Raw genomic sequence first — 16,731 nt, 5'->3', positions numbered from 1 at the left:
ACGTTATAATAACATTTAACTTGGTGAAGAAGGGGAGAAGAGAAATGGATGTTGCAAAGGAACTTGTTTTGTCAAAAAATCAGTTGGTTGAGTGGAGAAGGCATTTTCATAAGTATCCAGAGTTATCTTTTCAAGAAGAGAAAACATCGCAGTTTGTGTTCGATATACTTCGGAAATTCCCATATTTAGAAGTGTCACGGCCGACTAAATATAGTGTGATGGCAAAGTTAGTAGGTAAACATCCGGGCAAAACAGTTGCGATTCGAGCCGATATGGATGCTCTTCCTATTCATGAAGAAAATGAGTTTGATTTTATTTCTATATATAAAGGTGTAATGCATGCATGTGGTCATGATGGACATATAGCGATATTACTTGGGGTTGTACATAAGTTAGTAGAAGAAAGAGAGAAAATTAAAGGGGAGATTCGTTTTCTATTCCAACATGCTGAAGAGAATTTTCCTGGTGGTGCAGAGGAGATGGTTGCTGCAGGTGTAATGGAAGGTGTGGATTATATTATTGGTGCTCACCTTTGGGCGTCATTAGAGGTTGGGAAAATAGGTGTTATTTATGGCCCTGCAATGGCTGCACCGGATGTTTTTAAAATTAAGATAGAGGGAAAAGGTGGACATGCTGGAATCCCTCATGAAACGGTGGATAGTATTGCAATTGGAACACAAGTCGTTTCGCAACTTCAGCAAATTGTATCTCGCCTCACGAATCCATTAGATTCTCTCGTAATATCTGTTACACAATTTCATGCGGGGACAACTCATAATGTAATACCAGAGCAAGCCGAGATTGAAGGGACAGTAAGAAGTTTAAGACATGAATTACGAGGTGAAACAGAGAAGAAGATTGAGCGGATTGTGAAGCATATTACGGAATCTTACGGAGCGAAATATACATTTTCATATGAATATGGGTATCGACCAGTTGTAAATGACTATGAAGCTACAGAGCTTATTGAACAAACGGCATTACAACTTTATGGAAGGGATAGAGTTGTTCGTTTACAGCCGACTATGGCTGGAGAAGATTTTTCAGCGTTTTTACAAAAGGCACCGGGGACATTCTTTTTTATCGGAGCGGGAAATAAAGAGAAAGGTATTATATATCCTCACCATCACCCTCGTTTTACGATTGACGAAGATGCATTGCCGATTGGAGTGGAAGTCTTTGTATCAGCCATTATGAACTTTATAAGTAAAGGAGAATGAGATGAAGAAAATACACATTCTAGCGCTTATCCCAGTTCTTTGTTTAGTAGTTGGGCCAATATTTGCGAATTCAGTTACTCCTTACGTATTAGGGATGCCATTTTTATTATTTTGGGTATTATTATCAGTGTTTATTACATCTTTTTGTATGGGGCTTGTGTACGTGTTTGATCCTGCTAATAAGGAGGATGTAAAATGACTGCATTACTTATCATTATTTTATTTTTGTTTCTCGCACTATTTTTAGGGATTCGGGCACAACATGGAAAAGATATGAATTTAGAGCAATGGTCAGTTGGGGGAAGAGGGTTTGGCACTATTTTTGTTTTTCTCCTTATGGCAGGTGAAATTTATACGACGTTTACATTTTTGGGAGGAAGTGGCTGGGCGTATAGTAAAGGAGCACCTACCTTTTATATTTTAGGCTATGGCGCTTTAGCTTATCTTTTATCGTATTTTTTATTGCCACCGATTTGGAAGTATGCGAAAGAGCATAACCTTGTTTCACAGTCGGATTTTTTTGCGAAGAAATATAGAAGTAAAGCGCTTGGGATTATTGTTTCAATTGTTGGTGTTGTTTCCATCATCCCATATCTTGTTTTACAGTTAAAAGGACTGGGAATTATCGTTTCAGAAGCTTCTTACGGAAGGGTGTCACCTGTTGTTGCGGTTTGGATTGGTGCTATTGTTATAACTATATATGTAATGGTTTCAGGTATACATGGTTCGGCTTGGACGGCCGCTTTGAAGGATATTATGATACTGTTTATCGTTATGTTTTTAGGTATATATTTACCGTATCATTATTATGGAGGATTTCAGCCGATGTTTGAGGCTGTAGAGGCAGCGAAACCGGGATTTTTATCTTTACCTGAAGAAGGAATGAGTATTTCTTGGTTTGTTTCTACTATTATATTAACGGCCCTCGGTTTCTATATGTGGCCTCATACATTTGCTTCTGCTTTTTCTGCAAAAAATGAAAAAGTATTTCGTAAAAATGCAGCAATTATGCCATTGTATTCTTTAGTTTTACTTTTCGTATTTTTTGCAGGATTTGCTGCTATATTACAGGTTCCTGGATTAAAAGGAGCGGATGTAGACCTTTCATTGTTCAGACTTGCTCTTCAAACGTTTGACCCTTGGTTTATTGGAATTATTGGTAGTGCGGGAGTATTAACGGCATTGGTTCCGGGTTCGATGCTTGTTATGGCGGCTTCTACACTGTTAGCGAAAAATATTTATCGAACGATAGTTCCATCTGCTTCAGATAGACAAGTTGCTAAGATGGCAAAATTATTTGTGCCTGTAGTAACGCTCGTGGCAGTTTTATTTACATTTAAAGGAGGAGAAACGATAGGAGCGCTTCTATTAATGGGATACAGTATCGTTACACAACTTTTCCCTGCACTTGTATGTAGTTTGTTTCCACGTCAAATTATTACGAAGCAAGGAGCTATTGCAGGAATGGGAGTTGGGCTATTAGTGGTCGCATATATTACCTTATCTGGTTCAACCATAGCCACGATGTTTCCGAGTTTCCCGCAGTATATAAAAGATTTGAATGTAGGTATAGTCGCATTGTTAATTAATATAATTGTGATGTTTGTAGTCAGTGGATTTACAAAAGGTGTATTTATAAAGAAAAACACTATAATAGTGGAAAAGTAATTCGTTTATCCCGCATTAACAAGCAGTAAGACCCCCACCTCAAAATTCAGCGGAAGCAAAGAAGTTAGGTGGGGGCCCTGCTGCCTGTAAAAGCCCGATTGGTGAGGGTTGATTAAAGTTTTACTTTATTAGAGCTATCTTTGAAAAGAGATAGCTCTTTTTTGTATATATTTTCTTCAATTAGCGGAATCTAACTAAAAACTTGTTGAAAAGGAAGTTAGGTGGGGAAATTGTTAGAGCTTGAAGGTAACTTATTTGAAGTTATGAAAGAAATTAGGGATGAGTTAGGTTCACCTAATGATTTAACAATTAGAGAAGTTGCTCTTGCTGGGAGTTTTACACGTTGTGCGGTTGTGTTTTTATGTGGGTTAACAGACAAGGATAATGTTTATAAATATGTAGTTCGTACTCTTCAATATGAAGAAGTGCAAAATGAAGCGGCTGTCGTTCAGACGTTATTGGATCGTTTTATTTCTATTGCGGAAGTGGGTAAGAAGACAACATTTCCGGATATTATAAATGCGATTTTAGCGGGAGATACAGTTATATTAATTGATAATATTCAAACTGCTATCATTATTAATAGTAGGGCTTGGGAGAAGCGAAGTTTAGAACCACCAGTGACAGAAGATTTAATACGCGGACCGAGAGTTGGATTAAATGAAGATATTAATGTGAATAAAATGTTAATCCGACGCAGCTTACGCGATCCAAAGTTGAGGTTCCAATCTTATATTATGGGGAAGCGATCGCAGAAAGAAGTAACCCTAGTATATATAGAAGATATTATTAATCCTCACATTGTAAAAGAGTTAGATCGCCGTCTTCAATCAATAGTGACAGATGTCGTTTTGGAAACAGGTACGATTGAACAATTAATTCAGGATAATAATTTATCCCCATTTCCACAGTTTTTGAATACAGAGAGGCCTGATAATATTATAGCCTCATTAGCGAAAGGGAAGGCGGCCATTTTAGTAGACGGATCCCCGTTTGCTCTTATTGCACCACTTGTCTTTGTTGATATTTTTCAATCTGTAGAAGATCATTACGAGCGCTGGGTGATTGGAACGTTATTAAGATTTTTACGTATGGGTTCAGGCATAATTGCGGTTTTGTTACCAGCTATGTATGTAGCACTTGTATCTTATCATCAAGGACTTATTCCTTCTAAATTGGCTTATTCAATTGCAGGTGCGAGGGAAGGTGTTCCGTTTCCTGCATATATTGAAACATTAATGATGGCCTTGACTATGGAATTAATACGAGAAGCTGGAATCCGATTGCCGAAACCGATGGGGCAAACGATAGGGATTGTAGGAGGTCTTGTAATTGGAGAAGCTGCGGTAAATGCAGGGATTGTAAATCCGTTTTTAGTTATTATTATTGCAGTTACTGCGATTGCTACGTTTTCGCTTCCTGTATATAGTATTACGATTACGTTCCGAATTTTACTTTTCGTCTTTGTATTAGCTGCAACGGCTTTTGGACTGTATGGGATTATTCTAGCTCTGATCGCACTTGCTATTCATATTACAAATTTAACAAGTGTTGGTATACCGTATACAACTCCCATTGCTCCTGCATTTTATAAAGATTGGAAAGAAGAATTTATTCGCATGCCAAAATCGATGTTGAAAGATAGACCAGAGTACTTACAAACAAAAGACTCTACAATACGTCCAAAGGAGCGAAAATAAGTGAAACCATTTGAGTATGGCGATGAAGAGATTGGATCTCGGGAAATTGGGTTTGCGGTGTCATCGACCATTATTGGTATAGGGGCATTGTCTATGCCAAGAGATATCGCTAACCAAACTTTATTTTCGGACGGTTGGATTATCTTGCTTTTGGGTGGACTGATTTGCGCAGTTTTAGGCTGGTTTGTGACGAGAGTGGCTATCTTATTTCCAAAACAAAATTTTGTTCAATATACGAGTGCGCATTTGACGAAGCCTGTTGCATACACAGTTAGTAGTATTTTAGTATTAACGTTTGCTGCTTTGACAGCGTATGAATCGCGAATGATTTCAGTTATTTCTCAAACGTATTTATTTAGTGATACACCAATACAACTACTGTCTTTTTTCTTCTTATTAGTTGTTATTTATGGAATAGCAGGATCAAGAGCAGCCTTATTAAGGTTAAATGTTTTATTCTTGCCTATTGTTTTAATTGCGATAGTACTTCTTTCTTTATTGAATATAAATTTAATGGAAATAAATAATTTACTACCAGCTTTTCAAACGAAAGTAAGTCAATATGCTGTTGGAGTTAAAAATTCTATTTTTACGTTTATTGGATTTGAAGTAGCTTTATTTTATGCGGTGTTGCTGAATGATAAGACAGCGAAAAAAGCGCCAATGGCAGTCGCGAAAGCGGTGATGGTAAACGTGCTGTCATACATTTTAATTTATGTAACTTGTATTAGTGTTTTTACGTATATGACAACACGTGGATTGACATATCCAACAATTGAATTAGGGAAAGAAATTGAAATTGGTGGAGGATTTTTAGAAAGGTTTGATGCGATTTTTTTTACGACTTGGATTATTACTATTTATAACACTACAGCAATGTATTATGACGTCGCATCTTTATTGTTTTGTGCTATGTTTCCGAAAGTGAAGAAACAAATTTTTATTTTCATAAGTGCCCCTATTATTTTTATGGTGAATATGATACCTAGTAGTTTAAATACTTTATCAAGTTATGGGACTTATTTAGCTTGGATAGATATGGGGTTTGTTGTGTTAGCTCCTTTGCTCGTTTTAATTGTATATAAAATAAAAAGAAGGAATGGTGGAAATGAAACACCTTCTTAAAATTATAATGGTTATGGCTTTAACTGGATTTATGAGTGGGTGTTCTGAGTTAGAAGAGATAGAAGAAAGAGGATTTGTAGTAGGAGCGGCTTACGATATTGTGAAGGAGAAGAAAGCGAATCCAATTATGAAAGGGACCTATCAGATGGTACTCCCCAGTAAATTGTCTCAACAGGGTGGACAAGGGGGTGGGGATAGCGAAAATTATATTAATGTTAGTGCAAAAGCAGATAGTGTATTTGAACAAATAAGAATAATCGCCAAAAAAATTAGTCGTACATTATTTTTCCCTCATATACAGGTGATTATTTTCTCTGAAGAATTACTTTCACATCCATACATTTTACAAAATACGTTAGATGTATATATTCGCGATCATGAGATGAGAAGAAATATTCGTTTGTTCGTTTCTAATAAAAATGCCGAAGCTATTTTAAAACAAAGTGCCAAGCCTGAAAATTTACCGGCGCAGTATATTGATATGTTAGCTGAACACCCTCCGAAAAATGCCCAAATGATTGAGGCTGCAAGAATTGGTGAGGTGCAGGAAAAGATGATCTCTAACCGAAGTTTTGTATTACCTATTCTGGAACTAACAAAACAAGGAGTACAAATGAACGGTGCAGCATTGTTTCGTGGAAAGGATAATAAATGTGTAGGCAATTTGAGTGGGGAAGAAACAGTAGGGATGAATTATATAATAGGTAAAAAAATTGGAGGTTTTTTTACCATCCGTAAAAAGAATCAACTTATTACATATGAAATTCATAAGTTACGTCGAAAAATTAAAGTATCCACAACGAATGCTACAAAACCAAAGTTTGATATTCATTTATCTCTGGAAGGCACATTGGCTGAGTTGCATTTTAGTGATCATAAAAAGGTTTTGAATGAAAAGCGTTTAGAGAAGGATATATCGGAAGAAATGGAGAAGCGTATTCAAAAATCAATTAAACTTGTTCAAAAAAAATATAAGGTAGATGTACTAGAGTTAGGGGAAGTGTATAAGCGACATAATTATAAAGAGTGGAAAAAGGTAAGTAAGAATTGGGATCAAGGCGAAAATTACTTTAGTAATGCTGAAATTACTGTTCATGTTCATCCAACAATTGAACATTCAGGTTCAGCTTTACCGAAAAGAGTGAAATAAGGTGATGAAAGTTGTTTACTGGATTAGGAATTAGTTGCACGATATTAATGGCAGTTCTTCCAGGAACTATATATTTTATTCATAAAAAACTCACAACGTATGGAGCACAGCCGTGGAATACTGATGTGCAAAAAAAGAAACCTGAATAATTTCAGGTTTCTTTCGTGCAAAGCATATGTGAAGGGGGATACCTTCTATGTATGCTTTGCTTTATACAAGCCCTAACCAATGTACCAATTGTGTAGAGAGGAATGTAACAACAATGGCGATAACGGTAGGGATTGCAAACGATAAGAATGTCCATTTTGCACTTTTTGTTTCTTTGTATATATTAACAAGTGTTGTTCCGCACGGGAAATGAAGAAGTGAGAACAACATTGTGTTTAACGCTGTTAACCAAGTCCAACCATTTTCTAGGAATAGATTTTTAATTTGATTAAAATCATCTATTTCAGTTAAAGCCCCAGTTGATAAGTAAGACATTAATAAAATTGGGATTACAATTTCATTAGCGGGTAGTCCAAGAATGAATGCAGCTAGAATAAAGCCGTCAAGTCCTAACATTTTAGCAAATGGATCTAGAAAGTTTACAAAATACATAAGTAAGCTTGTGTCACCAATAAAAATGTTAGCAAGTAACCAAGTTAATGCAGCCGCAGGGGCAGCAACAACTATAGCTCGTTTTAAAACATAGATTGATTTATCGAGTGTTGCGCGAACAATTGTATTCCAAACTTTTGGCTTGCGGTACGGAGGTAACTCAAGTGTGTAGTGAGTTGGAACCCCTTTTAAGGCTGTTTTTGATAGTACCCAAGAAACAGTTAATGTCATAATAACACCAATTACAACCATTCCGACTACAACGCCAGCAGTAACCAATGTTTGCATACTGCCTGTATAACCAGCAGCCATAAATAGTGAAGCCATTAAAATTAACATAGGCCAGCGACCGTTACAAGGAACGAAGTTGTTCGTTAAAATTGCTAGCATGCGTTCACGTGGTGATTCAATGATACGTGTTGACATAATGGCTGCTGCATTACAACCAAATCCCATTGCCATTGTTAAAGATTGTTTCCCGTGTGCGCCGGATCGTTTGAATAAGCGGTCCATATTAAACGCGACACGTGGTAAGTATCCGTAGTTTTCTAATAGCGCGAACATAGGGAAAAAGATTGCCATAGGTGGTAACATAACGCTAATAACAGCACCGATACCACGGAACAAACCAAGTATTAAAATGCCATGTAACCATTCAGGTGCATGCGCTGCTTGGAACCAAGATGTTAAATATCCTTCGGCCCATCCGAAGAATTCGGCAATCATATCAGATGGTACGTTAGCGCCTGCAATTGTAAGATAAAAAATAATAGATAAAATACCGAGCATAATTGGGAATCCCCAGATTGGAGATGTGAAAATTTTATCTAGTTTTTCGGAACGATATAATTTATCAGTATTTGTATATTGGACAGATTCTTTACATATGCTTGCAGATGTTCGGTAAATATCTCCGACTATATCATCTCGTATATCTTCTTTTGAAAGTGTTTGTGCATGTTGAATAATATAGTCTAATGGAAGAGCTTTACTGGCTGAGTGAGATTCCATTAATTACGACCTCCCTTACAAGTGGTTCATTATGGTGTTTTTGAAGTGTAGTTAAGAAATTTTTATCTCCATCTAATATACGTAACGCAATCCAACGTGCTGGATACGTATCACCGAACACTTTATAAATTTGTGGTTCTAATTCCTGAATCATATTTTCGATTTTTTCGCTGTAAGTAATTTTAATTGGTGTTGGAATTAGTTTTTTATTTGCTACTCTTGCAATAACATTTAGCAAATGACCAATACCTACTCGGTTACGTGCTGAAATTTTAACGACAGGTACACCAAGTGATTTTGCTAATTTCTTTTCATCGATAACAATCCCTTTTTTCTCGGCTTCATCAATTAAGTTAATGCAAATGACTACATTATTTGTCATCTCCATCACCTGGAGTGCTAAATTTAAATTTCTTTCCATAGCAGTTGCGTCTATAACAACTACAGTTACTTCTGGTTTTTCAAATATAATATAATCCCTCGCTACTTCTTCGTCTGCGGAATTTGAGTATAGTGAGTAAGTTCCCGGTAAATCTATTAATGTATAATTACTTCCGTTATGTTCATATTCTCCTTCAGCTTTTAAAACAGTTTTTCCCGTCCAGTTTCCAGTATGTTGTTTTAAGCCTGTTAAAGTATTAAATAATGTACTTTTCCCTGTATTCGGGTTACCAGCTAAAGCGATACGATGTTTGCTCATCTGAAATCATCTCCTATTAATACCCCGAAAATAAGGGAGCTTTCTTCTTTACGCAGTGCAATAGTTGTGTTGCTCACTTGATAAGCGACCGGATCTCCAAGTGGACTGCGTTGCAATACTTTAATCGTCGCCCCCGGGATAAATCCCAAATCTAATAAGCGTCGTTTCATAGTTCCTTCTAATTGTATCTTCTCAATTTGTACAAACTCTCCTATTTTAAATTCGGAAAGTGGTTTTATATTAGCCGATACCATAAAAGTTACCTCATCTCTATATTTTTAGTTTGAGTTTAAAAAGTTTCCTAAGGTAAACTTTTTGTTAGTAATATAGTAGACTACATTGGATTATGTTGTCAATTAGTACTTTAAAAATATTCATTTATTTTTAGAATTGTTCCAATTTATTTAGTTGTACTAAAAAATATTACTGAAATTATTTTTAATGTGCATAAATTAGGTGTGTAAAAATTACAAAATACAGCGGAATTGTAAATGTAACTTTAACGAAAAGGGAAAAAGAGAGAAAAACATTTACATTGAATTTACATTGTTAAGAATATATTTACATTGCAGCGTAGTTAGTGTGGTTTTTGTTGGGTTATTTAACTATAAATGTTGGGATTTCTAGCTTTTAAGGATTATTATCGTCATTTACTTAAAATTAAAAATTGCTTAACACTCACATAATATTGTTGTCCTACAATGAATTTGTGTTCGAAAGAAAATGAATTCGAAAAGTGATAATCCAAATGGGGGTACAAGACATGGTTATGAAAAAAGGTATTAAATTTTCTTTAGCAGCTTTAGTGGTAGCAGGAGCATTAGTTGGTTGTGGGAAAGCAGAAGATACAACTAGTAAAGAAACTGCTAAAGGAAGCGATAATACAAAACAAGAATTATCAGGTACGATTGCAGCGGCTGGTTCTACAGCTCTTCTACCTCTTGCGGAGGAAGCTGGAAAGAAATTCATGGAGAAAAATTCAAAAGTTTCTATTCAAGTTCAAGGTGGCGGTAGTGGAACTGGGATTAACCAAGTAGCATCTGGTGCAGTACAAATTGGTAATTCAGATGTTCCGTCCGGAGATAAAATAAAAGATGCTGAAAAGGCGAAAGAATTAGTAGATAACAAGGTAGCGGGTATTGCATTCGCTCTTGTCGTAAATAAAGATGTAAAAGTTGATAACTTAACAATGCAACAAGTACAAGATATCTTCACTGGAAAAGTAACAAACTGGAAAGAAGTAGGCGGAAAAGATGAAAAAATCAATGTAATTAACCGTCCGGCTTCATCTGGTACACGTGCTACATTTGAAAAAACGATTATGAAAGACGCGAAAATTAATGATGGAACTGGTACAACACAAGATTCTAACGGTGCAGTAGAGCAAGCGATTAACTCTACTCCTGGTTCGGTGAGTTATTTAGCAATGTCTTACATGGTCGGCGAGAAAAAAGGCGCACTACAAACAGTGAAAATTGATGGTGCTGAACCGAAAGTTGAAAACATTGCGTCTGGTAAATATCCATTCTGGTCTTACGAATATATGGTAACAAAAGGTGAAGCGAAGGAAGCAACAAAAGCTTACATCGATTATGTAAAAGGTAAAGATTTTGAAAAGCAAGTAGAAGATATGGGCTACATTCCAATGTCTAAATTAAATAAGTAATAAAATTTTATGGGGCTGGCTGCAAGGCCAGTCCTGTTCATTTCAATCTGTGAAGTGGGGTCTGTCCTGTGATGAAGGGGAAAAAACAAATTAATTACGTAAAAAGTGAATATATAGGAAGATCACTTGTTACGTTTTGTGGTATTTTTATTGTTTTAATTACATTAGCTATTATTGCGTTTATTTGTGGGAAAGGTATTCAATCTTTTACACAAAGTGGTATCTCATTTACTGAGATGTTAACATCGACAAAATGGAATCCAAATGCTGATCAAGGATCCTTCGGGGCTTTAATTTTCATTGTAGGTTCAACGGTGGTTTCGTTAGGTGCGGTTATTATTAGTGCACCAATTGCTATAGCTCTTGCTATATTCATGAATTTAATTTCGCCAAAGTTTGGAAATAAAGTATTGAAGCCTGTTCTAGAATTGTTAGTTGGTATTCCTTCGGTTGTATACGGATTATTAGGTGTTACGATTTTAGTACCACTATTACGTGATTCGTTTGGGGGAGTAGGCTTTAGTTTAATTGCAGGTATTGTTGTATTAAGTATTATGATTTTACCTACTATTGCTAGTATCGCTTCTGATGCAATACGTTCTGTTCCATTTGATTATTTAGAAGCTTCTTATGGTCTAGGATCAACGAAATGGCAAGCGATTAGCCGAGTAATTGTTCCTGCTGCGAAGAAAGGGATTTTAACAGGTGTTGTTTTAGGTTTAGCGCGTGCTTTTGGTGAAGCGCTAGCGGTTCAAATGGTAATCGGGAATACGATTAAATTACCAGAAGGAATATATAGTCCGACAGCGACGTTAACTGGTATTTTAACAATGGACATGACGAATACATTGAACGGAACTGCTTGGAACAATGCGCTATGGACTTTAGCGATGATTTTACTTGTTATTTCATTCCTGTTTATTTTAGTAATTCGAGCGATTGGGCAAAGAGGTGAGCGATAATAATGAATGCAAGAACGGTAAATAAAGTTTGGACAGGTATCTTTTATGCGGTTGCAGCTTTAGTTGTAGCTTTGCTAGTGTTCTTAGTATTTGAAATTTTACAAAAGGGATGGGGGTTTTGGGATCCTAATTTCTTGTTTGGAGAACCAAGCAATACAAGAGCTGGTGGTGGGATTGGTCCGCAGTTATTCAATTCCTTCTACATGCTTGTTATAACGCTTATTATATCTATTCCTCTTGGATTAGGTGCTGGAATATATTTAGCAGAGTACGCAAAACAAGGACGTTTTTTAAATTTTGTTCGTCTATGTATCGAGACAATGGCATCTTTACCTTCTATTGTTGTTGGTTTATTTGGTTTGTTAGTGTTCGTTACAATGACAGGTTGGGGATACACAGTAATGGGTGGTGCTCTTGCTTTAACTATTTTAAATTTACCAGGTTTAACGCGTGTTTGTGAAAATGCGATTTCAGAAGTTCCTCATAATGTAAAAGAGGCAAGTCTTGGATTAGGTGCAACGAAGTGGCAAACAATCGCTCGTATTATTATCCCATCGTCATTACCACAAATTATTACAGGGATTATTTTAGCGGCGGGTCGTATATTTGGGGAAGCGGCAGCATTAATTTACACAGCGGGTTTAACATCCCCGATTTTAAATTCAGCAGCGGATTTATCAAGTCCTGCGCATCCTTTAAATCCGTTTAGACCAGCTGAAACATTAGCGGTTCACATTTGGAAATTAAATTCTGAAGGAGTTATTCCAGATGCGAAGTTGATTGCGACAAAATCTGCAGCTGTATTAATTATTATGGTATTACTATTCAATGTTATTTCACGCTTGATAGCATCTATATTACACAAGCGCTTTACAGGAACGAAAAGAAAAAGTAAAACAACGAAAAAGGTAAAAGCAGCATAAATTATAAAGAAGAACTCTCTATTTATAGGTAGGGGGTTCTTTTGTATTTTAATATAGAAGGAATGGATGTAATGATTGTTGAATTTGTGATTAATTATAAAGAAGAACAGATGTAATTTGGATTGTGGATTCTAGTAAACCTATAGAGCAATATGTGGAAAAAATGATGGATTTTATGAATAAATAGAGAGAAGGCGTTATCTTCATTTGTGAAGGTAACGCCTTTTGTTTTTAAATATCAGGTGTTTCTGTAGAAGTGCTTATTTTCCTACGGGAGCGTCTTTTTCTCCCGATTTTATCTAATAGTTCATACATAACTGGAACGACTACTAATGTAAGAGCAGTTGAGACTGCCAAACCGCCGATGACGACGACGGCTAAACTTTTTGATACCATACTTCCTGCTTGGGATTGGCCAAATAGGAGTGGGAGCATAGCAACGATTGTTGTAATAGCTGTCATAATAATTGGGCGTAGTCTAGTAGAACCTGCTTCAAGTAAGGCTTCTCTAGTTTCCATTCCGTGTTCCCGATTTTGTTGGACTCTTTCTATTAATACAATAGCGTTTGTAACAACAATCCCGATTAACATTAATGCGCCGATCAAGGAATTTACATCAACAGGTGTTCGTGAAATGATTAATCCTAAAATACCACCGACAGCAGCTAACGGTAAGGAGAATAGGATTGCAAAAGGAGCACGTGCTTGCCCGAAGGTGATAACCATAATTAAATATACAATCCCGATTGCAATCCCCATAATTTTGAATAAATCTGTAAAATTCTCTTGCATAGATTCAGTAGCTCCTGCGATATTTACTTTTGCACCACTAGGTAAATCTAAGTCAGTCATCGCTTTATTTACTGCTGTGTTTACTTTACTCAAATCTTCATTTGAAGCTTCGGCTGTAATTTGGATTGTTTCTTTTCCGTCTTTATGGAAAATTTCTGTTTGCGTTTGTTTTTCTGAAATAGTTGCGATGTCTTTTAAAGGTATTGGTCCATTAATAGGTGATAGTATGTTTGTATTTAAAATATCTTCTTGTTTATTAATGTTTTCTTTTTTGTGTTCTATCATAATAGTAGCTTTTTCATTATTAATTGTAATTTCGCCAATAGGTGATTTCTTCATAAGGAATGCTAATTGTTGCGCAGCTATTTCTGGTGTTAAACCTAGTTGTTCAGCCTTTGTTTGATCAATATGAATTTGCCATTCTTTTTTAGAGTCTTCTAAATTTGTTTTTACTTTAGAAAGATCATTCATGCTTTTTAGTTTTGTTTCAACGATAGTAGCCGCCTCTTTTAAATCCGCTTCGTTAGTAGCTGTTACGTTAAATTGTAAGTTATTGCCGCCGCCAGAGCTTGAATAACTTGTTTTTATATAATCAAGTTCAGCAGGCTCAAAAGTTTTATTTTCCTTTTTTAACTCTTTAATATATTGATCAATATCAGAACCTTTTTTAAAGACTACGAATATACTAGCGAGGTTATTTTTAGTTGTTTGCCCCCATTGTGCATCTTCTGCGCTAGATCCCATTCGTAAAATAACGTCTGTTATATCTGAATTAGAAAGTAATTTCTTTTCAAAATCAAATGCTTTTTGTTTTTGAGATTCAGCATTATAATTGGCTGGAAATGTCATGTTAATAGATAACATTGTGTCGTCTTCAGATTTTATGTTTGCTTTCGGTAGTAATATATAAGCTGCAATTGATCCTACAAATAATAAAAATGCAGTAAGTAGAATAATGAATTTATGAGAAAGAGCCCACTTTAATGTAGCGACATATCGTGATGAAGAATTTGGCTTTCGATGCTTTGTTTTTTTGAGTAGTAAAAAAGCCATAAGTGGAACAACTGTTAGTGCAACGATTAAGGATGATAGTATAGAATATACAACTGCTAATACCATAGGTAACATTAATTTTCCGATTGCTCCCGCTACGAGGCCGATAGGTAAAAAAACAGCGACCGTTGTTAAAGTAGAAGAAGTAATTGCGACTGCGACTTCTTTCGTTGCATCGAGAATGATATCTTTAGAGAAAGAATCTTTTTGTAAACGGCGGAAAATATTCTCGATGACAACGATACTATCATCGACGAGACGTCCAACCGCAACAGCTAAACCACCGAGGGTTAAAATGTTAAGCGTAATGTTAGATTGATGTAGTAAAAAGAGTGTTAATAAAATAGATAATGGAATACTGACAACAGCGATGAGTGTTGTTCGGAAGTTACGTAAAAAGATTAAGATAATTAGAGTTGCAGCAATTGCTCCAAGTATTACTTCTTTTCCCATGCTAGTAACAGCATTTTCAACTTGTTCATGGGTTGAAGCCAAAAGTTTAATAGAAAATTGATCTTTATATTCCTTATCTATCTCTTTAACTTTTTTATCAATCTCTTTTCCGATGGCAACTGCATTTTTACTCGGTTCTTTCATGATGATTAATCCTGTGCCTTCTTCTCCGTTTATATGTGAGATTGTATCGTAGTGTTGTTTAATTTCAATTTGAGCAATGTCTTGCAATTTCACTTGGGGTGCCACAGTGATGTTTTTAATGTCATTTACATTTTTTATGTCCCCAATGACGCGGAGGTTGTATTCTTCCTGATTAACAGTAATTGCCCCAGCTGGAGTAGAAGTTTCTTTTCCTTGTAAAACAGTTAGTACCTGCTGTGATGTTACGTTTTTGTTTTTTAATTGGTTCGGATCAAGTACGATAGATAATTCAGAGGTGGATTTTCCGAAAAACATAACGTTGGCAACACCATCAATGTTTTCGAGTTGTGGTACGATTTCTTTTTCAATTTGTTTTTCATCTGCTTTTGAAAAACCGTTTTGTTTCTGGATAGTAATTTGAGCGAGTGGAATCATAGAAGTGTTTAATTGACTAACTACGGGCTTGGTTACATCTTTAGGTAATTTAATTGTATTGACGGCTTTTTCGACTTCGCGTGCTGCATCTTTCATGTTTGCTTTTGATGTATACGCAATGTCGATACGTGATAATCCCTCGTATGTAGAAGAAGTAATGGTGTCGACATGTTCTAAATTGCGAAATTGTTTTTCGAGAGGATCAGTTACATCCTTTGTCATCGTTTCAGCGTCGAGTCCTTGAGATAAGGTTGTGACGGTAATTGCCGGATTGTCGATACTTGGTAAAAATTCCATAGGTAATTTAGAGCCGGAATAAACACCGAGTATGGAAATGAGAAAGATCATGATGATAATGGCAGCTCGGTTTTTTAATGAAAACTTTGTTAACCTATCCATAAAATAATTCCTCCATTGGTTTATTTATAGTTGAGTGCGTCCTTTCTTACTATATAACAAAAAAATGGATATTTTTCATTAATTAAATGTAAAAAAATTCTAACAATATCCTTAAGTTTATATTAGGATTGGAATGTTGTTAATTTGTAGGGGGGAATTTTCGGATGAGAAGGAAGGGGATAATGCGTGCGAGTGGCTGTTTAATGTAGATGGGATTTTTTCTTACGGCTAATTTGTATAGTTATTTTATAGAAGGATAATTATTATAAACCTTAATATAGAAGAGAATGAAAATTTGGGAAGGTATTGTGAAATTCAATTTGGTTGAATGAAGTGTAGTAGTATACAATCAGAATAACTATTTTTAGTAGAGAGGATAATAGTTATTTCTATAGAAGAAAGATAGGGTAGATAATTTTTTTATATTTTTATAAAAAAACACTTGTTATTTAAAAAGTGTGATGGTATATTAATAAACGTCGCTGATGCGGAAACGCAGAAAACGACAAAAAAGAAATTTTAAAACTTAGTTGACATCGAAAAATGAAGATGTTAATATGATGAAGTCGCTTCTGAAGCGGCGGACAAGTTCTTTGAAAACTGAACGAAACAAACAACGTGAAACGTCAATTTTTATTTTAGATGCTAGACAAACTAACTTTATTGGAGAGTTTGATCCTGGCTCAGGATGAACGCTGGCGGCGTGCCTAATACATGCAAGTCGAGCGAA

At 35.7% G+C, this 16,731-nt stretch carries 14 protein-coding genes and 1 rRNA gene; 11 read left to right on the top strand and 4 right to left on the bottom strand.

Annotation, left to right across the window (positions count from 1 at the left end):
- The first annotated feature begins 44 nt into the window (after positions 1 to 44).
- The 7 genes from D1166_RS16015 (at position 45) to D1166_RS31310 (ending at position 7,012) form a co-directional block, all read left to right on the top strand.
- A complete protein-coding gene (locus tag D1166_RS16015) occupies positions 45 to 1,220 on the top strand; it encodes an amidohydrolase (protein ID WP_000382127.1) in 1,176 nt (391 codons plus the stop codon).
- A gap of 1 nt (position 1,221) precedes the next feature.
- Positions 1,222 to 1,419: a DUF3311 domain-containing protein gene (locus tag D1166_RS16010; RefSeq protein WP_000719833.1), complete on the top strand. Its 198-nt coding sequence runs from the start codon at positions 1,222 to 1,224 to the stop codon at positions 1,417 to 1,419.
- A complete protein-coding gene (locus D1166_RS16005; protein WP_000125930.1) occupies positions 1,416 to 2,888 on the top strand; it encodes a sodium:solute symporter family protein in 1,473 nt (490 codons plus the stop codon). The genes D1166_RS16010 and D1166_RS16005 overlap by 4 nt, the downstream gene beginning before the upstream one ends.
- Positions 2,889 to 3,109: 221 nt before the next feature.
- On the top strand, positions 3,110 to 4,588 hold the full coding sequence (gerLA, locus tag D1166_RS16000) for a spore germination protein GerLA (protein WP_001999095.1): 1,479 nt from the start codon (positions 3,110 to 3,112) through the stop codon (positions 4,586 to 4,588).
- Positions 4,589 to 5,713, top strand: a complete 1,125-nt coding sequence (gene gerLB, locus D1166_RS15995) for a spore germination protein GerLB (protein ID WP_097861485.1) — start codon at positions 4,589 to 4,591, stop codon at positions 5,711 to 5,713.
- Positions 5,697 to 6,863: a spore germination protein GerLC gene (gerLC, locus tag D1166_RS15990; RefSeq protein WP_000681631.1), complete on the top strand. Its 1,167-nt coding sequence runs from the start codon at positions 5,697 to 5,699 to the stop codon at positions 6,861 to 6,863. Before gerLB ends, gerLC begins: the two co-directional genes overlap by 17 nt.
- An 11-nt stretch (positions 6,864 to 6,874) precedes the next feature.
- A complete protein-coding gene (locus D1166_RS31310) occupies positions 6,875 to 7,012 on the top strand; it encodes a hypothetical protein (RefSeq protein ID WP_000493997.1) in 138 nt (45 codons plus the stop codon).
- A gap of 61 nt (positions 7,013 to 7,073) precedes the next feature.
- Here D1166_RS31310 and D1166_RS15985 read toward each other — a convergent pair whose 3' ends face one another.
- From D1166_RS15985 to D1166_RS15975, 3 genes are read right to left on the bottom strand one after another with little or no spacing between them, the layout of a single operon-like run.
- Entirely contained in the window at positions 7,074 to 8,474 is a 1,401-nt protein-coding gene (locus D1166_RS15985) for a nucleoside recognition domain-containing protein (RefSeq protein WP_000443602.1), read from the bottom strand.
- On the bottom strand, positions 8,452 to 9,174 hold the full coding sequence (locus tag D1166_RS15980) for a FeoB small GTPase domain-containing protein (protein WP_000033868.1): 723 nt from the start codon (positions 9,172 to 9,174) through the stop codon (positions 8,452 to 8,454). Before D1166_RS15980 ends, D1166_RS15985 begins: the two co-directional genes overlap by 23 nt.
- A complete protein-coding gene (locus D1166_RS15975) occupies positions 9,171 to 9,428 on the bottom strand; it encodes a FeoA family protein (RefSeq protein ID WP_000252982.1) in 258 nt (85 codons plus the stop codon). The genes D1166_RS15980 and D1166_RS15975 overlap by 4 nt, the downstream gene beginning before the upstream one ends.
- A gap of 509 nt (positions 9,429 to 9,937) precedes the next feature.
- Here D1166_RS15975 and D1166_RS15970 point away from each other — a divergent pair.
- From D1166_RS15970 to pstA, 3 genes are all read left to right on the top strand, one after another.
- A complete protein-coding gene (locus D1166_RS15970; RefSeq protein ID WP_000245109.1) occupies positions 9,938 to 10,840 on the top strand; it encodes a phosphate ABC transporter substrate-binding protein PstS family protein in 903 nt (300 codons plus the stop codon).
- Between the two features lie 71 nt (positions 10,841 to 10,911).
- The gene (gene pstC, locus D1166_RS15965; protein ID WP_000676676.1) at positions 10,912 to 11,802 is read left to right on the top strand and encodes a phosphate ABC transporter permease subunit PstC; all 891 of its coding nucleotides are present in this window, start codon (positions 10,912 to 10,914) and stop codon (positions 11,800 to 11,802) included.
- 2 nt (positions 11,803 to 11,804) lie between these two features.
- Complete coding sequence (gene pstA / locus D1166_RS15960; RefSeq protein WP_000994140.1) at positions 11,805 to 12,725, top strand: phosphate ABC transporter permease PstA; 921 nt, start codon at positions 11,805 to 11,807, stop codon at positions 12,723 to 12,725.
- Positions 12,726 to 12,956: 231 nt separating this feature from the next.
- On the opposite strand, the gene D1166_RS15955 is transcribed toward pstA, so the two are convergent.
- Positions 12,957 to 16,001, bottom strand: coding sequence for an efflux RND transporter permease subunit (locus D1166_RS15955; protein WP_118043355.1), 3,045 nt, complete (start codon positions 15,999 to 16,001; stop codon positions 12,957 to 12,959).
- Between the two features lie 660 nt (positions 16,002 to 16,661).
- Between D1166_RS15955 and D1166_RS15950 the strand changes: the two genes are divergently transcribed.
- Positions 16,662 to 16,731, top strand: a 16S ribosomal RNA gene (locus D1166_RS15950); the annotation flags it as partial.

It is taken from the genome of Bacillus sp. ISO11, assembly GCF_003458115.1.
Lineage (GTDB): Bacteria > Bacillota > Bacilli > Bacillales > Bacillaceae_G > Bacillus_A > Bacillus_A cereus.
This window is presented reverse-complemented; position numbering and strand designations above follow the sequence as displayed.